Annotated in this window: 20 protein-coding genes; all 20 read left to right on the plus strand. The window is 57.4% G+C overall.

Annotated elements, in window-relative coordinates:
• Window positions 1-124: 124 nt before the first annotated feature.
• The 20 genes from coaBC to ppc all read left to right on the plus strand — a co-directional run bounded on the left by coaBC (window position 125) and on the right by ppc (window position 23874).
• Window positions 125-1372, plus strand: a complete 1248-nt coding sequence (gene coaBC, locus CKV99_RS04975; RefSeq protein ID WP_092255197.1) for a bifunctional phosphopantothenoylcysteine decarboxylase/phosphopantothenate--cysteine ligase CoaBC — start codon at window positions 125-127, stop codon at window positions 1370-1372.
• Between the two features lie 103 nt (window positions 1373-1475).
• On the plus strand, window positions 1476-2696 hold the full coding sequence (gene metK / locus CKV99_RS04980; RefSeq protein WP_092255199.1) for a methionine adenosyltransferase: 1221 nt from the start codon (window positions 1476-1478) through the stop codon (window positions 2694-2696).
• A gap of 12 nt (window positions 2697-2708) precedes the next feature.
• A complete protein-coding gene (locus CKV99_RS04985) occupies window positions 2709-4727 on the plus strand; it encodes a primosomal protein N' (RefSeq protein WP_092255201.1) in 2019 nt (672 codons plus the stop codon).
• Window positions 4728-4824: 97 nt separating this feature from the next.
• The gene (def, locus tag CKV99_RS04990; protein ID WP_092255203.1) at window positions 4825-5337 is read left to right on the plus strand and encodes a peptide deformylase; all 513 of its coding nucleotides are present in this window, start codon (window positions 4825-4827) and stop codon (window positions 5335-5337) included.
• Between the two features lie 5 nt (window positions 5338-5342).
• Window positions 5343-6278: a methionyl-tRNA formyltransferase gene (fmt, locus tag CKV99_RS04995; RefSeq protein WP_092255205.1), complete on the plus strand. Its 936-nt coding sequence runs from the start codon at window positions 5343-5345 to the stop codon at window positions 6276-6278.
• Window positions 6275-7762, plus strand: coding sequence for an RsmB/NOP family class I SAM-dependent RNA methyltransferase (locus CKV99_RS05000; protein ID WP_092255208.1), 1488 nt, complete (start codon window positions 6275-6277; stop codon window positions 7760-7762). The genes fmt and CKV99_RS05000 overlap by 4 nt, the downstream gene beginning before the upstream one ends.
• A 10-nt stretch (window positions 7763-7772) precedes the next feature.
• Window positions 7773-8429 (plus strand): ribulose-phosphate 3-epimerase, encoded by a 657-nt coding sequence (rpe, locus tag CKV99_RS05005; protein ID WP_092255211.1) that lies wholly within the window; start codon window positions 7773-7775, stop codon window positions 8427-8429.
• Complete coding sequence (gene ribD, locus CKV99_RS05010; protein ID WP_231910177.1) at window positions 8416-9456, plus strand: bifunctional diaminohydroxyphosphoribosylaminopyrimidine deaminase/5-amino-6-(5-phosphoribosylamino)uracil reductase RibD; 1041 nt, start codon at window positions 8416-8418, stop codon at window positions 9454-9456. Before rpe ends, ribD begins: the two co-directional genes overlap by 14 nt.
• The gene (locus tag CKV99_RS05015) at window positions 9437-10024 is read left to right on the plus strand and encodes a riboflavin synthase (protein WP_092255217.1); all 588 of its coding nucleotides are present in this window, start codon (window positions 9437-9439) and stop codon (window positions 10022-10024) included. Before ribD ends, CKV99_RS05015 begins: the two co-directional genes overlap by 20 nt.
• An 11-nt stretch (window positions 10025-10035) precedes the next feature.
• Window positions 10036-11298, plus strand: a complete 1263-nt coding sequence (locus CKV99_RS05020; RefSeq protein WP_092255220.1) for a bifunctional 3,4-dihydroxy-2-butanone-4-phosphate synthase/GTP cyclohydrolase II — start codon at window positions 10036-10038, stop codon at window positions 11296-11298.
• Window positions 11299-11314: 16 nt separating this feature from the next.
• Window positions 11315-11797 carry a 6,7-dimethyl-8-ribityllumazine synthase gene (ribH, locus tag CKV99_RS05025; RefSeq protein WP_092255223.1) on the plus strand — a complete coding sequence of 161 codons (483 nt, stop codon included), beginning with the start codon at window positions 11315-11317 and terminating at the stop codon, window positions 11795-11797.
• Between the two features lie 146 nt (window positions 11798-11943).
• Window positions 11944-12447, plus strand: a complete 504-nt coding sequence (locus CKV99_RS05030) for a PH domain-containing protein (RefSeq protein WP_092255720.1) — start codon at window positions 11944-11946, stop codon at window positions 12445-12447.
• 3 nt (window positions 12448-12450) lie between these two features.
• On the plus strand, window positions 12451-14532 hold the full coding sequence (gene uvrC, locus CKV99_RS05035) for an excinuclease ABC subunit UvrC (protein WP_092255226.1): 2082 nt from the start codon (window positions 12451-12453) through the stop codon (window positions 14530-14532).
• 9 nt (window positions 14533-14541) lie between these two features.
• Window positions 14542-15438, plus strand: a complete 897-nt coding sequence (gene rapZ / locus CKV99_RS05040; protein WP_092255229.1) for an RNase adapter RapZ — start codon at window positions 14542-14544, stop codon at window positions 15436-15438.
• A gap of 16 nt (window positions 15439-15454) precedes the next feature.
• Entirely contained in the window at window positions 15455-16432 is a 978-nt protein-coding gene (locus CKV99_RS05045; protein WP_092255232.1) for a gluconeogenesis factor YvcK family protein, read from the plus strand.
• A gap of 54 nt (window positions 16433-16486) precedes the next feature.
• The gene (gene whiA / locus CKV99_RS05050; protein ID WP_231910178.1) at window positions 16487-17470 is read left to right on the plus strand and encodes a DNA-binding protein WhiA; all 984 of its coding nucleotides are present in this window, start codon (window positions 16487-16489) and stop codon (window positions 17468-17470) included.
• Between the two features lie 329 nt (window positions 17471-17799).
• Entirely contained in the window at window positions 17800-18804 is a 1005-nt protein-coding gene (gene gap / locus CKV99_RS05060) for a type I glyceraldehyde-3-phosphate dehydrogenase (RefSeq protein ID WP_092255241.1), read from the plus strand.
• Window positions 18805-18970: 166 nt separating this feature from the next.
• Window positions 18971-20188, plus strand: coding sequence for a phosphoglycerate kinase (locus tag CKV99_RS05065; protein ID WP_092255244.1), 1218 nt, complete (start codon window positions 18971-18973; stop codon window positions 20186-20188).
• A gap of 51 nt (window positions 20189-20239) precedes the next feature.
• Complete coding sequence (gene tpiA, locus CKV99_RS05070; RefSeq protein WP_092255246.1) at window positions 20240-21022, plus strand: triose-phosphate isomerase; 783 nt, start codon at window positions 20240-20242, stop codon at window positions 21020-21022.
• Between the two features lie 86 nt (window positions 21023-21108).
• Complete coding sequence (ppc, locus tag CKV99_RS05075; RefSeq protein WP_092255249.1) at window positions 21109-23874, plus strand: phosphoenolpyruvate carboxylase; 2766 nt, start codon at window positions 21109-21111, stop codon at window positions 23872-23874.
• The last annotated feature ends 9 nt before the right edge of the window (window positions 23875-23883 follow it).

The following is a 23883-nucleotide window of genomic DNA, read 5'->3' on the forward strand; positions in this document are numbered from 1 at the left end:
TGTGCCATTTTCAGGCTGCGCTGGCTTTCATGACGGAGGGCGTCGACTACAGTCGGTGGCTAGAAGCAGGCCTGTCGATGGCCTTGATCGTGATTATCAGATCGAATGAACGGAGAGCAGGGCCATGGCTGCGCGCACAATCGTTGTCGGAGTGTCGGGCGGAATTGCCGCTTATAAGGCATGTATGTTGGTTCGGGACCTTAAGGAGCACGGCGATGATGTACGTGTTGTTCCCACTCCCAACGCCCTAAACTTTGTCGGTGCAGCGACTTTTGAGGCGCTTTCTGGCCACCCGGTTTCAACTACTGTATTTGATGCGGTGGATGAGGTGCAGCATGTGCGCGTGGGCCAGGAAGCGGACGCGGTGGTGATTGCTCCCGCCACAGCGGATGTGATCGCGCGCCTTGTTGCAGGGCGTGCCGACGACCTGCTCACTGCGACTGTGTTGGTTGCAACATGTCCGATTATTGTGGCCCCAGCGATGCACACTGAGATGTGGAACAATCCGGCAACCCAAGCCAATGTGGCTGTTTTGCGCCAGCGAGGTGTCACTGTCTTGGAACCTGCGCATGGTCGGCTCACCGGTCACGATAGTGGTGCCGGCCGCATGTTGGAGCCGGGGCAGATCGCAGCGTTGTCGCGTGCGGTGCTTGATGGTGCGGATCTTACTCCAGATTGGCAGGGGAAGAAGGTCGTCGTGAGTGCTGGGGGCACTCAGGAAAATATTGACCCGGTGCGGTTCATCGGCAACCGCTCTTCGGGCAGACAGGGCTTTGCGCTTGCCGACGTTGCCGCTCACCGTGGTGCCGATGTAACGATCGTCGCCGGTGACACGGATGCTCTTGACGTTCCTGCGGGAGCTACGGTCGTTCGGGTCCGGTCTACTCGGGAGATGGAACAAGCTATGAACGAGGCTGCCACGGACGCGGACATTATTATCATGGCCGCTGCAGTTGCGGATTTCCGTCCGGAAGCGGAGGCAGATTCGAAGTTGAAGAAGGGGAGTGTTCACGAGGAGGCGCTAAGCACAATACATCTTGTGGAGAACCCAGATATTTTGGCTGGTCTCGTGGAAAGGAGGGACCGGGGAGACCTGAAAGACGGTGTACGCATTGTAGGCTTTGCAGCAGAAACTGGTGATGAGTCATCGTCCGGGCTGGATTATGGTCGGGCCAAACTCGCGAGGAAGGGTTGTGACTACCTGATGGTCAATGAGGTAACTGGTGGCAGGGTGTTCGGTGAGGCCACCAACCGTGGGTGGTTGTTGGGCCGCGACGGTACTGAGGTGACCATTCCGGATGCGTCGAAACATGTGGTCGCTGCTGCAATTCTGGCGCAGCTTGATGAGAAGCTTGATGAAAACTTGTTCTAATCATTGCCTGTTTAGACAGCTTGGTCTAAATTGGTTGGAGACCCGACGCGTTGTTCGCGTGGGTGTTCATAATTTTGATTAGAGAAAAGGAAACCGCATTATCGTGTCTTCTTCTGATAAGTTTTATCGCCTCTTCACCAGTGAATCGGTGACTGAGGGCCACCCTGACAAAATCTGTGATGCGATCTCGGACACGGTGCTCGACGATATGCTGCGCCAGGATCCTGCAAGCCGGGTAGCAGTAGAGACACTAGTGACTACGGGCATGGTGCATGTGGTTGGGGAGGTGTCCACGAAAGCTTACTCGAATATTGCGCAGCTGGTGCGCGACAAGTTGGTTGAGATCGGATTCACCTCCTCCGATGTCGGCTTTGACGGGCAGACCTGTGGGGTTGCTATCTCGATTGGTGAGCAATCGAAGGAGATCGCCGATGGTGTGACAAACTCGCAGGAGGTCCGTGAGCAAAAGTCCACCGTGGCTGATGACCAGGCTGGTGCAGGTGACCAGGGCTTGATGTTTGGTTACGCAACCAACGAGACTGCGGAGTTCATGCCACTGCCCATTTCCACGGCGCACCGTTTGGCGCGGCGCCTCACCCAGGTGCGCAAGGAGGGCGTCGTCGATGGGCTGCGTCCTGACGGCAAGACTCAGGTCACCTTCGCCTACGACGGTGACGAGCCCGTGTATTTGGATACAGTGGTGATCTCGACTCAGCATGATCCGGACTTCACCGGCAAGGAGCTCGCGGTAGCGATGCGCGAACATGTTGTGGACTGGGTTGTCAAGGACGCGGGCCTGGAACAGTTCGTTACTGATGATCTGAAGCTGTTGATCAACCCATCTGGTTCGTTCGTTGTTGGTGGACCCATGGGCGATGCTGGTTTAACTGGCCGTAAAATCATCGTCGATACCTATGGTGGTATGGCCCGCCACGGTGGCGGCGCGTTCTCCGGCAAGGACCCATCGAAGGTGGACCGTTCTGGCGCCTACGCCATGCGCTGGGTGGCGAAGAATATCGTCGCAGCTGGCCTGGCCGACCGTGCTGAGGTACAGATTGCTTATGCGATTGGGCGGGCAGCACCTGTCGGCCTTTACGTTGAGACATTCGGAACCGCTAAGGATGGACTGACTGATGCAGATATCCAGCAAGCGGTGGAGAAAGTCTTCGACCTGCGTCCGACTGCGATCATCCGCGAGCTAGATTTGCTGCGACCTATTTATGCGCAGACCGCGGCGTACGGCCACTTTGGGCGCACGGACATTGATCGGCCTTGGGAGTGGCTCAACAAGGTCGACGACCTGAAAGCTGCCATTAACGGCTAGAATCTTTTGTCTATGACCGACACCCGCGCCACCACCAGTACTCCCGTGGCGCGGGTGTTGCCGTTGTTGGGGCTTCCACACCTGGACCGTACCTTCGATTACCTGGTAAAAGAGTCCGACAGTGAGGCTGCCCAGCCGGGAGTGCGAGTGCGAATCCGCTTCGGGGGCAGGCTTGTCGACGCCTTCGTTGTCGAACGCAGTGCGACGTCAGACCATGAAGGGACGCTGCGCTATATCGAGCGCGTTATTTCGGCTGATGTGGTGTATCCGCCACGCATCAGGGCACTTGTCGACGCTCTGGCCGAACGTTATGCGGGTGTGCGTTCTGATATTGTGCGCACTGCGATCCCACCCCGGCATGCGAAGGCTGAGGACAAAGACACAGATACGCCGTGGGAGAAACTGGGGAGCGTGACCGAGCCAGACCTGTCTGCGTGGAGCGCGTATGTCAACGGCACCTCGTTTGTTGATGCCGTTGTTGACGGCAAACTGGCGCGTGCGGCGTGGCAGGTGGCTCCTGGTGCGGATTGGGCTGATACTGTCTCGGCGTTGGTGACCAAGGTGGCTATCGATGGTGGTGGCGCCCTTGTGGTGGTACCTGATCAGCGCGATGTCGATGCGATTGAGTCCGCTTTACGCGAGAGGATGGGGCCGCGTCAGATTACGGTGCTTACGGCGTCGTTGGGCCCGCAGGCGCGCTACTCCCGCTATTTGTCGGTGCTCCATGGGCAAGGACGGGTGGTCGTCGGCACGCGCTCTGCTGCTTTCGCTCCTGTTCAGAATCTGCGGTTGATGGTGCTGCTGGATGATGGTAACGACAACTTGGTTGATCCACGTGCCCCGTATGTGCATGCGCGAGAGGTTCTTACTACGCGCTCGGCGATTGAGAAGGTGTCGCTGATTATCGGCGGACATTCTAGAACGGCGGAGACGCAACTGTTGGTGGAATCCGGGTGGGCCCATGACTTAGTGGCACCGCGGGAGATTCTGCGCGGGTCGATGCCGTATATTCACGCGGCAGGTGATTCAGACTTCGAGCTGGCACGTGATTCACGGGCGCGAACGGCGCGTCTTCCGTCGGTGGCGTTTGACGCGGCGCGGCGGGCGTTGGCGCGTGATCGGCCGGTGTTGTTTCAAGTGCCGCGTGTGGGGTACGTGCAGTCGATTTTGTGCCAGCACTGTCGTACGCCTGCTCGGTGTCGTTGGTGTAACGGGCCGTTGGGGAGAAATTCCCATCGCGACGAGGCTTTGTCGTGCCGGTGGTGCGGGCGCCTGGATGGGCATTATTCCTGCCCGGAGTGTGGTTCGCGCCAGATGCGCGACGGTATTAAGGGGACAGACCGGACAGCTGAGGAGCTGGGGAGAGCTTTTCCGCAGATCCGGGTGGTGTCGTCGTGGGGCGAGCGAATCCAGGATGTGATTGATGAAGGCCCAACGATTGTTGTGGCTACGCCCGGCGCGGAGCCTGCTGTTGTCGGTTCCAATCAGGCTTATGGTGCAGCAGTGTTGCTGGATGCGTGGGCGCTTATGGGGCGTGCTGATTTGCGTGCTATGGAAGATACGATGGCCAAATGGGCAGCCACGGTGACGCTGGTTGAGCCACACTCCGCTGGGGGTGAGGTGATTGTTGTCGCGCCGCCGAGTGCGCCGGTGGTGCAACATCTCATTCGTTGGGATATGCCAGGTTTTGCAGCACGTGAGCTTCAGGCGCGTCGCGAGGTTGGGTTTCCTCCGGCGGTGCATATGGCTGCTGTGGATGCGCCGGCGGTGTCGTTGGAGCGTTTCATTCGCCTTGTGGAGTTGCCGTCGGATGCGAACGTGTTAGGCCCTGTTGATCTGCCTGTTGGGGTGGAGCTGCCTGGTTCGTGGGATGTCGATGAGCTTGGTCCGGCGCAGCGGATCTTGGTCCGGATTCCTTTGCGTGGCAGGAATGAATTGGGTCGCGCGCTGCGGGTGGCCGCGATTAATCGGGCGGTACGCAAGGATGATGCTCCGTTGCGTATTCAAGTCGATCCGATTCACGTGGGTTAGGTGTGCACCATGCATGGGCTTGAGGCGGTGCAAGTAGACTCGAGACCTGTATTACTGGTTTGCGAGTATTTGTAGTGGGGAAGGGGAGTCGCCTTCGATGACGATCCGTGAGATTCGGCTGTTTGGTGACCCGGTGTTAACGTCGCGTGCACGCGAGGTGACGGAGTTCGATGGGTCGTTGCGTACGCTTATCGACGATATGTTGGACACCATGGATGCTGCGGGAGGAGTGGGTTTGGCAGCTAACCAGATTGGCCTGCTCAAGCGTGTTTTTGTGTATGACTGCTCACATGTGGAGGCGGGGTTGCGTGGCGCCATTATCAATCCGGTGTGGCAGCCGTGGGGTGACAAGATGCAGGTTGGGCCTGAGGGGTGCTTGTCTATTCCGGATATTTCAGCTGAAACACAGCGTCACTTCTCCGTGGTCGTGCGCGGGCAGGACGTTGAGGGGCGGGCTGTGGCGTTGCAGGCGAGTGGGTTGATGGCGCGCTGTATCCAGCATGAGACCGATCACTTGGATGGGGTGCTGTTTTTGAAGCGGCTTGAACCGGAGATTCGGAAAGAGGCGATGGGGCTGATTCGCACGGCTGATTGGTTTAAGGAGAATTAACAACGATGAAGATTGTGTTTGCAGGTACCCCGGAGCCCGCTGTGGTGGCACTGGAAAAAGTGTTGACTTCGAACCATGAGGTGGTTGCTGTGATTACTCGGCCTGATGCGCGGAAGGGGCGAGGGCGTACGCTGCATCCGTCGCCGGTGAAGGTGCTTGCTCTGGAGCACGGCATTGAGGTTCTTACCCCGGCCACGTTGAAGGCTGGAACTGAGGACGGCCAGGCAGTACGTGAACGTTTGCGTGAGCTGGCACCTGAGGCGATCCCTGTGGTGGCCTATGGAAATCTGGTGCCTCAAGACCTGCTGGATCTGCCCGACCATGGGTGGGTTAATCTGCATTTTTCACTGCTGCCTGCGTGGCGGGGTGCGGCACCGGTCCAGGCGGCGATCCGTGCTGGTGATGAAATCACGGGTGCTACCACATTCCGCATTGATGAGGGCTTGGACACCGGTGACATCTTGGGATCTGTCACCGAAGAAATCCTTAGTACTGATACCGCGGATGATCTGTTGACCCGGCTGGCTTATTCTGGTGCCGAGTTGCTGGTTGCCACCTTGGATGTGCTTGCGTCGGGCCAGGCGAATCCGCAGCCACAGCGTGGCGAAGCTACTCATGCACCGAAAATTTCAACGCAGGACGCGCGCATCAGCTGGGAGACGCCGGCTTTCGCTATTGATCGACAGATCCGCGCCCACATCCCTGGGCCAGGGGCATGGACTACGCTTAACGACGAGCGCTTTAAACTTGGCCCGGTCACCCTCGCCGAGAGTTCGGATCTGGAACCTGGGCAGGTCCGCGCCGATAAGAACGCTGTCTATGTGGGCACTGCCACCCAGGACGTGGTGTTGGGGACTGTTCAGCCTCCGGGGAAGAAGATGATGGACGCTGTGGCGTGGGCACGCGGCTACAACGCTGAAGGGAAGGTGAGGTTCCAGTGAGCGGGGGTTTTCGATCGCGTAGCTCCGGGCGCCGTGACGATCAGCGGCAACGCCAGCCTCACGGTGGAAGTGGAGCAAAGAAGCGTTCCGGTGGGGCTCAGGCTCGGCCGAGGAAGCACGAGCCGAAACAACAGCGGCGCGGTCACACGGGCGTGGATGAGGCCCGCTTGGCGGCTTTTGATGTGCTGCAACGAGTCAGTATAAACGGTGCCTATGCAAACCTCACGTTGCCGAATCTGTTACGGGAACGCAAGATTAAAGGCCGTGATGCTGCTTTTGCTACTGAGCTGACTTATGGGACTTTGCGCACTCTGGGTGTGTTGGATGCGGTGATCGGACAGTGTTCGTCGAGAAGCCTGGAGCAGATCGCGCCGGAGGTCCTTGATGCGCTGCGCCTGGGTGCTTACCAGCTGTTGTACACCCGCGTGGAGTCTCACGCGGCGGTGGACACTTCAGTGCGCCTAGTGGATGAGGCTGGGCAGGGCAAGGCTAAAGGGTTTGCCAACGGCATCTTGCGCACTATCAGTCGTACCAAGCCGGAGGCGTGGATTGAGAAGCTGACCCCAGACGGTGAACTTGCAGCCGTGGCGTTTCGTACGGCCCATCCGGAGTGGATCGCGGCATCGTTTTCTCGTGTCCTTGGGTTGGGTGAATTAGAGGAGGCGCTGCGCGCTGACTCTGAACGCCCCGTGGTCCACCTCGTTGCACGGCCCGGGGAGATTTCCGCCGAGGAGCTTGCCTTGATCACCGGTGGCGAGGTAGGCACCTATTCTCCGTACGCGGTGTACCTGGAGGAAGGCGACCCTGGCCAGCTGCAGCCGGTGCGCGAAGGTATGGCTGCGGTCCAGGATGAGGGCTCGCAAATCATTGCGCGCGCGGTTACGGAAGTACCCGTTGAGTCGGACTCCGGCCGCTGGCTGGATTTGTGCGCCGGCCCTGGCGGTAAGGCAGCACTGATGGGGTCACTGGCCTCGATCGATGGGGCACACGTTGATGCCGTAGAGATCTCGCCACACCGTGCGGAATTGATCCGAAAAACAGTCTCGGGCCAACCGGTCACTGTCCATGTGGCCGATGGACGTGACCCTGGGTTGGAGCCCGGCTTTGATCGCGTGCTGGTGGATGCGCCGTGTTCGGGCCTTGGTGCGTTGCGACGCCGCCCCGAGGCGCGCTGGCGGAAGGAAGAATCTGATATCGCTGAGCTCACGGTGTTGCAAGAAGAGCTGCTGCGCAGTGCGGTCAATCTGGTCAAACCTGGGGGAGTGGTGGTGTATTCCACCTGCTCGCCGGATCTGCGGGAAACCAGGGGGGTCGTCGATAAGCTGCTAGCTTCTGGTGAGGTCACCGAAGAGGACGCCCACGAGTACACCGGCGGGATGGATCGGACCGGAGACAACGCAAGCGTGCAGATGTGGCCACATCGCCACGGCACCGATGCCATGTTCTTCTCGGTCTTGCGGAAAATTAAGAATAAAAGCGAGTAGACTTGAAGGTATGTCTGCACCATATATTGCACCGTCCATTCTCGCCGCTGATTATGCCAACCTTGGTGATGATGTGTTGAAGGTTCCTAACGCGGACTGGATCCACGTTGACATCATGGATGGCCACTTTGTACCGAACCTGTCGTTTGGCCCGGACGTCACCGCGGCAGTTGATGGCGTAACCGACCAGTTCATGGACGTCCACGTGATGATCGAGGAGCCGGAGAAGTGGTTTGATACCTACATCAAGGCGGGCGCTGATCGCATCATTTTCCACGTCGAAGCCACCGATGACCATGTGGCAGCGGCCAAGCTTTTGAAGGACAAGGGCTGCCAGGCTGGCTTTGCTATCAAGCCCGACACCCCGATTGAGCCGTACCTAGACGATTTGGCCTACTTTGACGAGGTGATCATCATGACGGTAGAGCCCGGTTTCGGTGGCCAGAAGTTTATGCCAGAGATGCTGGGCAAAGTGAAGAAACTGCGTGCCGCGATCGATGAGCGCGGATTGGACTGCATCATCGAACTCGACGGTGGTATCAACACCGACACCATCGCGCAGGGAGCAGCAGCTGGCGCTGATGCATTCGTCGCGGGCTCGGCTGTCTTCGGTACGGAAGACCCGGGTGCTGCGGTGGATGAGCTGCGTAAGCTTGCCTCCTTATAATGGCTCGGCCGGTCCTACCCATGACGGGCCGCCAGGGCTTGGCCCGGCGCTGGCAGCTGCGGATGCGGTACGTGGCACGACCAGCCCAAATCCGGCAGTAGGGTGCGCACTGTACAGCGCAAGTGGTGAGCTGATCGCTACTGGCGGTACCGAGCCGCCCGGTGGAGCTCATGCCGAGGTGGTGGCGTTACGCAAAGCAGGAAGCCGGGCCACGAATGCCACAGCGGTAGTGACCTTGGAGCCGTGTAATCACACCGGACGCACAGGGCCGTGTTCGCAGGCTCTTGTCGAAGCAGGCGTGACTACTGTTTACTACTTGACCGCGGACCCGAACCCGCAGGCGAGCGGAGGCGCCGACTACCTGCGGTCCCGCGGTGTGCAAGTGCATTACCTGCCCACGGTTCAACCTGGTTTACTGCCGTGGTTGATCAGTGTCCGAAACAACCGCCCAGCCGTCACGCTGAAATTCGCTGCCACCATCGATGGGTTCACCGCCGCACCGGACGGTACGAGCCAGTGGATCACTGGCACATCAGCACGTGAAAAAGTCCACGAGGACCGGGCGAAACGCGATGCGATCATCGTGGGAACAGGGACCGTGCTTGCCGACGACCCCTCCTTGACTGCCCGCTACCCTGACGGTTGCCTTCGTGAGAAGCAGCCGCGGCGGGTGGTCGTCGGCACGCGCATGGTACCCGAAGGCAATCTCACACGTTTGGGCTATGAACAGTACTCCCATCTCGATGTGGCCTTGGAGGCGTTGTATGCCGACGGTGTGCGTGATGTCCTTGTCGAAGGCGGACCGGAGCTAGCCACCAGTTTTTTCGAAGCGGGCTACGTTGATCTTCTTCAGGCGTACCTCGCGCCCATGGTGATGGGTGATGGGCGTAGCGTGCTCACACGAGGACTTGCTGGAACGTTATCGGAAATGCCACGGTTAGAGACAGTGAATGTGACTTTGTTGGGCGGGGACACCTTGATAGAGATGACGAAAGGTGAATATATCGATGTTTACTGGCCTCGTTGAAGAAATTGGTACGGTTGCGGAAGTGGAGGACCTTGGGGATGCGCGTCGAATATGGATTACCGCACCGCTGGTCACCTCAGACGCTGCACTGGGTGATTCGATCGCTGTCGATGGCGTCTGCCTCACCGTCACCAGCGTCGACGATGCAGCGTTCAGTGCTGATGTGATGCAAGAATCGCTTGATCGTTCGGGGCTCGGGGAGCTTCGTGCAGGCTCGCGCGTGAATCTTGAGCGAGCTATGCAGGTTGGGGCCCGGTTCGGTGGGCACATCGTCCAGGGGCATGTGGATGGGGTGGCGCAGTTGATGAGCCGGTCAGCTTCTGAGAACTGGGAGGTGTTCCGGTTCTCTCTTCCAGCGCAGTTGGCTAGATATGTGGTGGAGAAGGGGTCAATCACAGTGAACGGGACCTCACTAACAGTGTCTTCTGTTGACTCTGATTTCTTCGAGGTCTCTTTGATACCGACAACGCTGGCGGAGACAACTGCCGGTGGCTTGGTAATCGGTGATGTGGTGAACCTTGAAGTTGATATTGTGGCCAAGTATGTTGAGAAAATGGTGTCCAAGTAAGGTTGGAAGCTATGACCGAGAGCACCATTCGCTTAGATTCGATCGACGATGCCATTGTCGCTATTGCCCGCGGTGGGGCTGTGGTTGTTGTCGATGATGAAGGCCGCGAAAACGAAGGTGATCTGATTTTCGCTGCCGATCAATCTACTCCGGAAATGGTCGCGTTCATGGTGCGCTACACCTCGGGTTTTATCTGCGTGGCGATGGAGGATGAACGCGCCGACGTATTAAACCTGCCTCCGATGGTGGCACGTAATGAGGATGCCCGGTCCACTGCCTACACCATTACCGTTGATGCGAATACCGGTACCACCGGCATCTCCGCGCAGTCTCGTTCGGAGACTATCAACCGGTTGGCGGACCCCGCCTGTGGCCCTGAAGATTTTACTCGACCCGGGCATGTAGTGCCTCTGCGCGCCCGACGCGGTGGTGTGCTTGTACGCGACGGACACACTGAAGCCGCCGTGGATCTGGCGTTCCTAGCTGGTTTAGAGCCCGTCGGTGTGCTGTGTGAGATAGTTTCCGAAGACGATCCGACGGATATGGCGCGCGCCCCGGAATTGCGCCGGTTTGCCGATAAACACGGACTTCCGATGATCTCCATCGAGCAGCTCATCGAGTACCGCAAACGCACTGAAACGCTGATTGAGCGCGTGACGACGGCACAGCTGCCTACTGAATTCGGTTCTTTCACAGCGCACGGCTACAAACACATGATTGACACAACTGAGCACATCGCACTGGTGGCCGGCGATGTGCACGGTGGCTCGGACGTGCTCGTCCGCGTCCACTCTGAGTGCTTGACCGGCGATGTTTTTGCTTCGACGCGTTGCGATTGTGGCCAGCAGTTGCACGAATCGTTGCGCCGCATCCAGGAGGTGGGTGTAGGCGTAGTCGTTTACGTCCGCGGACACGAGGGGCGCGGCATCGGCTTGATGAATAAGCTGCACGCATACAAGCTGCAGGACGAAGGTTTAGATACTGTGGACGCGAACTTGGAGCAGGGATTGCCTGCCGATGCGCGCGAATACTCTGTGGCGGGCCAAATCCTGGCGGACCTGGGACTGGAGTCATTTCAGCTGATGACGAATAATCCGCTCAAGACAGAAGCACTAGCGGGCTATGGTCCGAAGGTAACCGGGCGCGTGCGTGTCGAGGTTGTTCCATCCCACGACAATATTCGATATTTGCGCACGAAGCGTGACCGGATGGGCCACGACTTGCCTGCGGTTGATCAGTGGGATATTGAGCACGAGTTGAGCGAACACCACTAGCCATAAGGAGGCAGCCATGGCGACCACAGGTCGACCTGAAGCAGTTGCAGTGAAAGCGGAGGGGATGCGCGTTGCCGTGATCTCTACGCAATGGAATTCTGACATTGTTGGGTTGCTGCACCAGCGGGCTCTTGACGTGGCGAAGGATGCGGGTGCACATGCCGACGAGTACTTCGTTTCAGGCGCCATGGAGTTGCCGGTTGTGGCTCAGGCATGTGCACAACGCTACGATGCCGTGGTCGCACTTGGCTGTGTGATTCGTGGGGAGACACCTCATTTCGATTATGTCTGCGACTCCGTGACTGCAGGTCTGACACGGATCGCTTTGGATGAGCAGACACCCGTAGGCAATGGTGTGCTGACTGTGAACAACCACGATCAGGCCGTAGCCCGCGCCGGTGGTGGTGGCGCTGTTGAAGACAAAGGTGCTGAGGCGATGCGTGCTGCGTTAGGGGCGGCTGTGGAACTGGAGAAGGTGCGTACCTTGCCAGTCGAATAAGAGCCCCCTAAGGGTTCGGTAGAAGGCATCGTCTTTTTGTTTTGGCACGAGCCGACTAGGATCAGGTAACGATTAATCAAGCGTGGAAACGGTGACGAAACTAAGTGGACGATAACACTCCAAACTCTCAGAACGCATCCGGTGCGATGACGGACCGCGAGATAGCGATCATGAACGCGGCCGATCCGTTTGCTGCTACCACCGATAAACCATGGGAATTTGAAGCAGCTTCAAGTTTCTTGCGCAAGGTTGCAATCGTGTGGGTCATTATCGTCATGGTGATTCATATTTTTATGGGTGTGGTCGTTGATATCGAGTACACGGGTGCGGCGATCACCCCGATTGATAAGTGGGCGTACCCGCTGATCGGCGTAATCATCTCAATCTTGTCGTGGATTGCCCTGAACCGTCCGCGCGTGCGCGCCAACGTCGACGGTGTGGAGGTACGCAACATGATTGGTACGCGGTTCTACTCCTGGGTGGTTATCTATGGTTTGAGCTTCCCCCAGGGAGCACGCATGGCGCGTTTGGAGCTGCCAGAATTCGAGTATGTCCCGCTCTGGGCAATTCAGTCTGCGGATGGAGAGAAGGCTTTAGAGTACGTGCGGGATTTCCGTAAGTTGGAATCAAAGTATATGCCGGAAGACTAGTCAGTGGCTCATCCCAGTACCTACCGCCCGGCTGCAGGGACCATTCCCACGGACCCGGGCGTCTATAAGTTTCGAGACGACTCAGGTCGTGTCGTGTACGTAGGCAAAGCGAAGAACCTACGTTCGCGGCTCTCCAACTATTTTCAGGACCCTTCCCAGCTGCATCCGCGGACAAAGCAGATGGTGTTTACTGCGGCGTCGGTGGAATGGACCGTGGTGGCTAGTGAAGTCGAAGCACTTCAGCTTGAGTATACGTGGATTAAACGGTTTGATCCGTGGTTCAATGTCATGTACCGGGACGATAAAACGTACCCGATGCTGGCCGTCAGCGTAGGAGAAAAGTTCCCACGAGCGTTTTTTTACCGTGGCCCGAAGCGCAAAGGTGTGCGCTATTTTGGCCCGTATTCGCATGCGTGGGCGGTTCGCGAAACGCTTGATCTACTCACTCGAGTTTTTCCCGTGCGCACGTGCTCCAAGGGCGTTTTCAACCGGCATGAGTCTTTGGGTAGACCTTGTCTGTTGGGCTATATCGACAAGTGTGCAGCACCGTGTGTCGGGCGTGTCGACGAATCAGAACATGACGAGATTGTTTCAGGCTTCATGGGTTTCTTGTCAGGACGCACGAAACCTGTGACGAAAGAATTAACCCGGCGGATGGTAGAAGCAAGCGAAAATCTTGAATTTGAACGCGCCGCCAAGTTGCGGGATGATCTCGAAGCGGTGAAGAAAGTCACGGAACGGCAAACTGTTGTCTTAAGTCAGGAGACCGACGCTGATGTGATTGCGTTTTCCACTGATGAGCTCGAAGCAGCCGTGCAAGTGTTTAATGTCCGTGACGGAAGAATCCGGGCGCAGCGGGGATGGGTCGTCGAAAAGACCGGCGACGAACCGGGCAGCATGGAGCGGCGCGATTCGAATGAGACTGATCCAGCGGTCCCTGAATTGATGCAGAGTTTTCTGGTCCAATACTACTCTGACGCCGTCGAACGCGCAGAAGCTGAAGCCGAAGAAGACAAGAAAATTGAGCAGCAGAAGATCCGGCGCAGGGGAGTGGATAAAGAATCTCACGCCCCAACGCGCGCCTTTCATCCGGTTCCCCGAGAAATCCTTGTGGACGTGCTACCGGCAGAAGCCCCTGAGGTACAAACTCTGCTCAGTAAACTACGGGGATCTCAGGTGGACTTGCGGGTGCCACAGCGCGGGGATAAGGCAGCGTTGATGGAGACGGTGCGTCGCAACGCGGTTGAAGCGCTTCACCAGCACAAATTGAAGCGCGTTGGAGATCTCACCGCCCGCTCGCAAGCGTTGCAGGATATCCAGGATGCTTTGGGTTTAGAACAAGCGCCACTGCGTATTGAGTGCACGGATATTTCACACATTCAAGGCACTGACGTTGTAGCCTCCCTAGTTGTCTTCGAAGACGGTCTGCCAAAGAAGAATGACTATCGCCGCTACCGCATCAAGGAAGCGGCGGGAGACGGGCACAGTGATGACGTTGGCTCCATTGCCGAAGTGACTCGCCGGCGTTTTGAGCGTTATAACACTGACAAGTTGGCGAACCCGGAGGAAGACGACACAGTTTTCGCAGATGAAGAAGTCACTGATGCTGCAGTTGCGGGAGCAGAAGAGGCCCGGAAATTCGCGTATCCGCCGAATCTCTTCATTGTTGACGGTGGAAAGCCTCAGGTCAATGCTGCTCAAGCCGTCTTCGATGAGTTGGGGATCGTCGATGTGACGCTCATCGGGTTGGCTAAGCGCCTGGAGGAAGTGTGGGTGCCAGGTGATGATGATCCAGTCATTCTTCCTCGGAATTCGCAGGGTATGTACCTATTACAGCAAATCCGGGATGAGGCACACCGGTTTGCGATTAATTATCACCGCCAAAAACGCTCGAAGCGGATGCGAGCATCGGCGCTGGACAATATCCCGGGTTTGGGGCCGACGCGCCGCAGCGATTTAGTGAAACACTTTGGAAGTGTGAAAAAAATTCGCGAGGCCAGCGTCGAGGACATTGCAGAGGCACCGGGAATCGGGCCAAAACTGGCTGCTACAGTATTTGAGCATTTGCACCATGGCCAATCTTGATTGGATACGATGGGTGCCATGACAAACGACTCTGCATTCGATGGGGCGATCCCACCAGTTATCATTACGGGTTTGTCCGGCGGTGGCCTCTCTTCTGCGGCGAAGGTTTTTGAGGACAAAGGGTTTTTTGTTCCGCAAAACCTGCCGCCTCAGCTCATTGAGGAGATGGTAGAAATGGCTACCGCGGACAATTCTCCTGTTGACCGCGTTGCCATTGTCACGGATGTTCGTGCACGCATGTTCAATGGTTCGCTGCTAGGTACCATCGAAAACCTTCGCGAAAAAGGTTATGACCCGACTGTGCTGTTTTTGGAAGCACGTGACGACGTGCTGATTCGCCGTTTCGACGGTGTGCGCCGCACACATCCGCTGCAGGGGGATGATCCGCTTAGCGCTGGTATTCAGCGTGAGCGTGACTCGATTGCGCCGGTGCGGGACCAAGCTGACATCATCATTGATACTTCGAACTTGTCCATCCATGATTTACGTCGTGCCATTGAGGCATCGTTCGGCGATGTGGCAAAAAAGAAGCAACACATCACTATTCAGTCATTTGGTTTCAAGCATGGGGCACCGCGCGATGCTGACTTCATGTTTGACGTGCGATTTCTGCCGAACCCGTATTGGATCCCGGAATTACGTGCGTACCGCGGAACCGATGAACCGGTAGCCGATTATGTCCTCTCCCAGGACGCAGCTCCTGCATTCGTCGAAGGGGTTGTCGATCTGATCCGGTCCATTTTAGACGGTTACCGCCATGAGGGAAAGAACTTCATCACGGTAGGAATCGGATGTACTGGTGGACACCACCGTTCTGTCGCAATCTCAGAGGAAATTGGGCGAAGGCTTCACGACGATGGCTCTGTTGACGTGAGTGTGATGCATCGCGACCTCGACAAAAGTTAGCCAGAAAGTTCGATCAATGGACAAATACACAGGCGACGTGGCCTGCCTCGGGGGCGGGCACGGACTATATCAAACCTTGTTAGCGGCACAAAAGCTGACTACGGGAGACGTGAACGCAGTTGTCACGGTGGCGGATGATGGGGGTTCGTCGGGGCGCATTCGACGTGAACTAGGCATGATCCCGCCGGGTGATCTGCGGATGGCTTTAGCAGCGCTTGCTCCTGACGACGACGATGGTGCATTGTGGCGCAACTTGTTGCAGCATAGATTCGGTGGACATGGGGCACTCGCCGGCCACGCTGTGGGTAACTTGATCTTGACTGGCCTGGTGGAAGAGTGCGGTAGCATGCAGCAGGCTTTGGATGTTGTTGCGCGCTGGACACGGTCAGCTGGGCGTGTGATTCCCCTCTGCAACGAACCACTCGATCTGGAAGCTGATGTCGCAGGGCTTGACGACGACCCGCGCGTTATGCGTCCGGTGCGGGGACAGGTTGCGGTGGCGGCGACACCCGGGCAGGTGCGACGCGTCCGGCTGAACCCTGAGTCTCCGGAAGGAAATGACAACGCGGTCCAGGCGATTTTGGATGCGGGCATGGTGACTTTGGGGCCAGGGTCGTGGTTTTCGTCGGTGATTCCGCATGTGCTGGTGCCCGATATTGTCGCCGCACTCAATGAGACTGAGGCCCATGTCGTAGTCATTTTGAACCTCTCGCCAGAGGCGGGGGAGACACATGGTTTTACCACCGAAAGGCACATTCATGTGCTGGGCCAGCACGCACCCGAACTGCGGGTGGACTCCTTCCTCGCCGACAATTACATCAGCCCAACCCAGGCGGAGCGGCTGCATTTGCAACGGGCTGCGGGCAGCTTGGGAGGAGAGATTGCGTACTATGATGTCCACGTCGCAGACGAATCTGGGGTGAGCTTGAACAAGCACGATCCAGCGAAATTAGCTGTGGCGTTGCGCGATCTGTACGAGAGTCGGCGCGCGTAACAGCGGGTCGTCGTCAAGTGCAAGCACGAGAATATGGAGAAAGGCAGGCCGATCGTGGCGTTAACTGCGAAAGTCAAAGATGAATTGTTGCGGGTATCTCGAGGGGCCCGGGACGACCGGATCGCTGAAGCCACCGCAATGATTCGCTACGCGGGTGAATTTGGTGAGGGAGTGCATGGCCCGAGCATCATCGCTGACTTTGATGATCGCTGTGTTGCGGATCATTTGGCTGAGCTGATTCGTGACATTTGTCCAGCGACAGTGCGCGTGACGACGATTTCGCCGGGTTCTACGACACGTGAAACACGACACGAAGTCACTATTACTCGCGGATGTGATGAAGTGATTCGTCGCCTTCATTTGGTCACGGCCTCCGGTCACCCGGTTGTGGGGCTGCCGCGGCAGGTTATTTCTGGGACTGTTAGCCAGGTAGAGGCGGCATGGCGTGGCGCGTTTCTCGCCCGCGGTGTCTTATCTGAACCTGGCCGGTCCTCTACTTTGGAAGTTATTTGTCCACGGCAGGAGGCCGCTTTAGCGCTGGTTGGTTTGGCGCGTCGGCTAAGCGTCGCTGCGAAGACGAAGGAATCCCGTGGGGTGGAACGGGTGGTGGTCCGCGATGGGGATGCGATTGGTGTTTTGCTGACTCGTATTGGTGCGACACGCACTCGGCTGGAGTGGGATGAGAAGCGGCAAAAGCGGATTGTGAAAACGAACGCGAGTCGGCTTGCAAATTTCGATGATGCAAACTTGAGGCGCTCGGCTCAGGCTGCTGCTGCCGCAGCTGCCCGGGTTGAGCGTGCGATGGAGATCTTAGGCGACGATGTTCCGGAGCACCTCGCCGAAGCAGGGTTTTTGCGTGTACAGCACCGACATGCTTCCTTGGAGGAGCTCGGAAGATTAGCTGATCCACAGATGACGAAGGATGCGGTGGCGGGCCGTATTCGACGGTTGCTGTCCATGGCGGATAAACGTGCTGCGGAGTTGGGCATTCCAGATACGCATTCGGCGATTACCGCCGAGGACGGCGACGAGACTTAAAGTACGATCGCAAGCGTGATTAATATCACTTTAGAAATTTGATGATCTATCACACTTGGAAGGTGAACGGGCGGGGGTGCCCAAGGGGCAAGCCTTGCTTCATCCACCACAGGATCCAGGGCACAAGAAAACATTTCAACTGGAATGAATGTGGCTGTAACGGGCGGAAGCGGGCATTGTCGCCGGGTGTGCGAGGAAATGCTGCTCAGCCTTCTGCGAGATGGCAGCAACCGCGCTAAACTGGGAAGCGTCGAGCGAATAATGCTGCTAGACGGCACTTTTATTGAGGTTCGCTCGGAAATATTCCCTACGTTAGAGGAGATAGATTAGTGACCACCCGCATTGGTATCAACGGTTTTGGCCGCATCGGCCGCAACTTCTTCCGCGCAGTTGTTCAGGGCAACTCCGACCTAGAGGTTGTCGCAGTCAACGACCTGACCGATAACAAGACCCTGTCGACCCTGCTGAAGTACGACTCCATCATGGGGCAGCTAGGCAAAGACGTCGAATACGACGACGAGTCCATCACCGTCGACGGTAACCGCATCGCAGTCTACGCAGAGCGCGATCCGAAGAACCTGGACTGGGCCAAGCACGAGGTCGACATCGTCATCGAATCTACCGGTTTCTTCACCGATGCCGAGGCTGCTCAAGCACACATCGACGCTGGTGCCAAGAAGGTCATCATCTCCGCACCTGCAAAAAACGAGGATGCAACCTTCGTTTACGGTGTGAACCACGAGGACTACGATCCAGAGAACCACAACATCATCTCCGGTGCTTCCTGTACCACCAACTGCCTGGCACCAATGGCGAAAGTCCTCAACGACGAGCTGGGCATTGTCAAGGGTCTCATGACCACGATCCACGCTTACACCGGTGACCAGCGCCTGCACGACGCGCCACATAAGGACCTGCGTCGCGCTCGTGCAGCTGCACAGAACATCGTTCCTACCTCCACCGGCGCAGCAAAGGCTGTCGCTCTGGTGCTACCAGAGCTCAAGGGCAAGCTCGATGGCTACGCTCTGCGTGTTCCAGTCATCACCGGTTCCGCAACCGACCTGACATTCGAGGCAGGCCGCGAGACCACCGTTGAGGAAGTCAACGAGATCATCAAGAAGGCTGCGACGGGCGACTTCGCCGATACCCTCGGATACACCGAGGAACCATTGGTGTCCACTGACATCATCGGCGACTCCCATGGTTCGCTGTTCGACGCTGGCCTGACCAAGGTTAACGGCAACCAGGTCAAGGTTGTCTCCTGGTACGACAACGAGTGGGGCTACACCTCCCAGCTGCTGCGTCTGACCGAACTGGTTGCTTCCAAGCTGTAAACCACCGCGCCCCCAGCTGCCAGCACCTAGAGCTGCTGACGTAGCGCGTGACAGCAAGGCGGCCCGGGGTGTGTATTAACACACCTCGGGTCGCTCTTTTTGCGATTAGCACTGAAGAAAATGATTAAACATAACTAAAGAAAAATTACTTAGGAGCAACAAACCCATGACTGCAAAAAACCTGCAAGACCTCCTCGATGAAGGCGTTGACGGCCGCCACGTCCTCGTCCGATCTGACTTCAACGTGCCCCTCAACGACAACGGCGAGATCACCGACTCCGGCCGTATCGATGCGTCCCTACCAACCTTGAAAGCGCTGCTTGATGGAGGCGCAAAGGTTATCGTGATGGCACACCTCGGACGCCCCAAGGGAGAGCCGGATCCGAAGTACTCGCTTGCACCGGTCGCAGAAGCACTGTCGGAACGCTTGGGCCAATTTGTCGCCCTTGCACAGGACGTCTCCGGCGAGGACGCGCATGAACGCGCTAACGGACTCACCGAAGGAGAGATCCTCCTCCTCGAAAACGTTCGCTTCGATCCACGCGAAACCTCCAAGGACGAATCCGAACGAGGCGAGTTCGCCGACGAACTGGTCGCACTGGCCGCAGACAATGGTGCTTTCGTTTCCGATGGCTTCGGTGTAGTCCACCGTGCACAAACTTCCGTTTACGACGTTGCAAAGCGTCTTCCCTCCTACGCAGGCAAACTGGTCGACAACGAGGTCAACACCCTAGCCGCAGTCAAAGACAACCCAGAACACCCGTATGTTGTTGTGCTCGGTGGCTCCAAGGTCTCCGACAAGCTCGGCGTGATTGAAGCACTGGCAGAAAAGGCCGACAGTGTCATCATCGGTGGTGGCATGTGCTACACGTTCCTTACCGCACAGGGCCACAACACCCAGAATTCACTGCTGCAAGAAGAAATGGTGGATACGTGCAAGGACCTTCTCAAGCGCTTCGGCGACAAGATCGTCCTGCCAATAGACTTGGTTGTTGCTTCTGAGTTCTCTAACGAGGCAGAACACAAAGTAGTCGATCTCGACGGAACGCCAGAAGGCTGGATGTCTTTGGACATCGGCCCTGAGTCCGCGAAAAAGTACGCAGAGATTATCAAGGACGCCAAGACGGTGTTCTGGAATGGCCCCATGGGCGTATTCGAGCTGTCGAACTTCGCGGACGGTACCCGTGCGGTAGCTGAAGCAATGATCGAAGCTACCAAGAATAATGATTCCTTCACCGTTGTCGGTGGTGGCGACTCAGCTGCCTCCGTGCGCACCCTAGGCCTGGATGAAGAAGGCTTCTCCCACATCTCCACCGGTGGTGGCGCATCTCTCGAATTCCTCGAGGGCAAGGACCTACCGGGCGTTTCGGTCTTGAAATCATAACAACGCGCCCCACGACGCACGCATACACTCACTGAAAGGACACTGTCACCTATGGCACGTAAGCCACTCATTGCCGGTAACTGGAAAATGAACCACGACCACCTGCAAGCAATCGCAGATGTTCAAAAGCTTGCCTTCGCCCTGCCGAAGGAGGACTATGAGAAGGTCGACGTTGCACTCACCGTTTCATTTACCAACATTCGGTCCCTGCAGACGCTTGTCGAAGGCGATGATCTGAAGATCACCTACGGTTCGCAGGACATCTCGCAGCACGATTCCGGCGCGTACACTGGTGAAGTCTCCGGTGAGATGCTCAGCAAGCTGGGTTGCACTTGGGCGGTTGTCGGCCACTCTGAGCGCCGCCAATACCACCATGAGACCAACGAGTTGGTGGCAGCGAAGGCCAAGGCGGCACTCAAATGGGGCATCAGCCCTATCGTGTGTGTCGGTGAGCCACTGGAAATTCGCGAAGCAGGCACCCACGTGGACTACGTCGTGGAGCAGACGCGGGCGTCTCTGGAAGGGTTGAGTACTGAGGAACTGTCCAAGACGGTCATCGCTTACGAGCCTGTCTGGGCTATCGGCACTGGCAAAGTAGCATCCGCAGCTGACGCGCAAGAAGTTAACGCGTCGATTCGCACGGCAGTCGCTAAGCTTGCCGACGACGACGTCGCAGCGAACATGCGGATTCTCTACGGTGGCTCCGTCAAGACTGAGACTATCGCTGAAATTATTTCTCAGCCGGACGTAGACGGCGGCCTCGTCGGTGGCGCGTCTCTCGACGGCTATGACTTCGCCAAGCTCTGCGCAGCAGCAGCTGACGCCACCAACTAAGCGAAGATCCGATCGCCACAGGCCCCGAAGAAACACTATTCTTCGGGGCTTCCTAAGCACTACACATAGTTAGGGAAATCAATACGATGCCAACGTTCGACCACCTCCAGGAAGATATCCGCTTCCTTGGCAGAATTCTTGGGCAGATCATCGCCGAACAAGAAGGCGAAGAAGTATTTAATCGCGTCGAAGCCGCCCGCCAAGCAGCGTTCGAGATCGCCAAAGGCAGCGCGGAGCTGTCGGTGCTCACCGAAATGTTTGACAATATTGCACCCGACGACGCAACACCTGTGATCCGCGCATTCAGCCACTTTGCCCTCATGGCTAATCTCGCCGAAGACTTGCACGATGAGTGGACGCGCGTCCAAGCAGCAGACGCCGGAGAACCTGCCGAGGATTCCACGCTTGAGGCAACGTGGAAGAAACTCGGCGAATCAGACGTCACTGCCGACCAAGTCGCCGCGTCGTTAAGCGACGCCCTCGTTGCTCCCGTGCTCACAGCTCACCCCACCGAAACCCGTCGGCGAACCGTATTCGATGCGCAAAAACACATTACGCTGCTGATGAAGAAACGCCACGAGATCCTCGACGGGCCCGAAACTGCGCGCACCAAAGAAAAATTGGACGCAGTAGAGTACGACATTAAGCGGCGAATGACTCTGCTCTGGCAGACCGCACTGATTCGTGTGGCGCGCCCCCGCATCGAAGACGAAGTGGAAGTAGGACTTCGCTACTACAAACTGAGCTTGCTTGAAGAGATTCCCAAGATCAACCGCGATGTGTACACCACCCTTTCGGACAAATACGGCCCTGATGCCATCACGGAAGTCATCGTGCGCCCAGGGTCCTGGATCGGTGGCGACCACGACGGCAACCCCTACGTGACTGCCGACACTCTTTCCTACGCTTCACGACGCGCAGCCCAAGTCGTGCTCAAATACTACGAAGGCGAGCTTCACTCGCTAGAGCACGAATTGAGCCTGTCTGACCGCATGACCGATGTCACCGTCGAACTCGTCAGGCTTGCTTCCGAAGGGCATAACAATGTCCCTTCACGAATCGACGAACCCTACCGGCGCGCCATCCACGGAATGCGGGGACGCATCCGCAAGACAACAGAGACATTAGTCGGAGAAAGCTCCCTCGACGGAAACTGGCACGAAGTATTCGACCCCTATGAGCAGGCGACTGATTTCTTGGCAGACCTCGACATCATCGACGAATCACTGCGCGCATCGAACGATCAAATCATCGCCGATGATCGCCTACTCCGACTACGCTCTGCGGTGGCCACATTCGGTTTCCACCTGTACTCCATTGATCTGCGCCAAAACTCAGAAAGTTTCGAAGCCGCCATCACAGAACTATTCGCCGTCGCCCGCGTCCACGACAACTACGCAGGGCTCAACGAAGATGAGAAGGTGGCTCTGTTGACCACGGAGCTGCAGACACCTCGGCCACTCATGCCAAGTGAAGGGCATACCTTCAGCGAAGCCACCACCCGGGAAATGGACCTGCTACAACAAGCCAAAAAGGCTGTCGATGCCTTCGGGGCGGACATGGTCCCACACCAGATCATCTCCATGGCGCAATCAGTCTCCGACATTCTCGAACCCATGGTGCTGCTCAAGGAAGTTGGATTGATCAGCGCCAACGGCGACGAACCGACCGGCTCAATCGATATCATTCCACTGTTTGAAACGATTGAAGACCTAAAAGCTGGGGCAGGAATCCTCCGCGACCTGTGGAGCCTTCCTCTGTACCGTTGCTACCTACGCCAGCGAGGTGATCTCCAAGAGGTCATGCTGGGCTACTCAGACTCCAACAAGGACGGCGGTTTCTTCGCCGCCAACTGGGCCCTCTATGACGCTGAAATCAACCTTGTCGAGCTCAGCGAACAGGAAGGGATCCGTCTTCGTCTCTTCCACGGGCGCGGCGGGACCGTTGGCCGCGGTGGCGGACCTTCCTATGACGCAATCCTGGCACAACCAGAAGGCGCAGTCGACGGCAGCGTTCGCGTCACCGAACAAGGCGAAATCATCTCCGCCAAGTATGGCAACCCGGCAACCGCCCGCCGAAACCTTGAAGCACTAGTCACCGCGACAATCGAGGCCAGCTTGCTGCCTGTCAGTCAGATCAAGGACTATGAGCGCGCCTGCGAAATCATGAGCGAGATCTCTGAACTTAGCCAAAAGAAATACTCCGCACTAGTACACGATGACCCAGGCTTCATCGAATACTTCACCCAGTCCACGCCGGTCGACGAGATCGGGGAACTCAACATCGGGTCGCGCCCTTCTGCGCGGAAACAAACCAAAGATGTTTCAGATTTGCGTGCCATTCCGTGGGTTCTTGCATGGTCACAGTCGCGTGCCGCAATCCCGGGCTGGTTCGGTGTCGGTTCTGCATTGGCGTGGTGGATCAATGACGGCGACGACGCAGACTCTCGCCTTGCTGAGCTACGTGAGCTTTACGAGAACTGGCCATGGTTTAACTCGACAATGTCGAATATGGCGCAGGTGATGGCTAAGGCCGAAATGCAACTGGTGCAGCGATATTCAAAGCTGGTCACGGACCAGGAGGTCGCGGACCGCATCTGCGGGGTCATCATCGATGAATTCGAGCTCACCCTCACAATGCTGGCGCGCATCACAGGCTCCGATGAACTGCTCGCAGACAACCCCGCCTTGGCTCGATCCGTTCGATCACGTTTCCCGTACCTGCTGCCACTTAATGTGATCCAGCTTGAGCTGCTGCTCCGCCACCGTGCGGGCGATCATCGCACCGGAGTGTCGCGTGGCATTCAGCTGACGATGAATGGTTTGGCGACCGCCTTGAGAAACTCGGGTTAGCCTCGTGCG

The sequence above is a fragment of the Corynebacterium cystitidis genome, assembly GCF_900187295.1.
Classification (GTDB): domain Bacteria; phylum Actinomycetota; class Actinomycetes; order Mycobacteriales; family Mycobacteriaceae; genus Corynebacterium; species Corynebacterium cystitidis.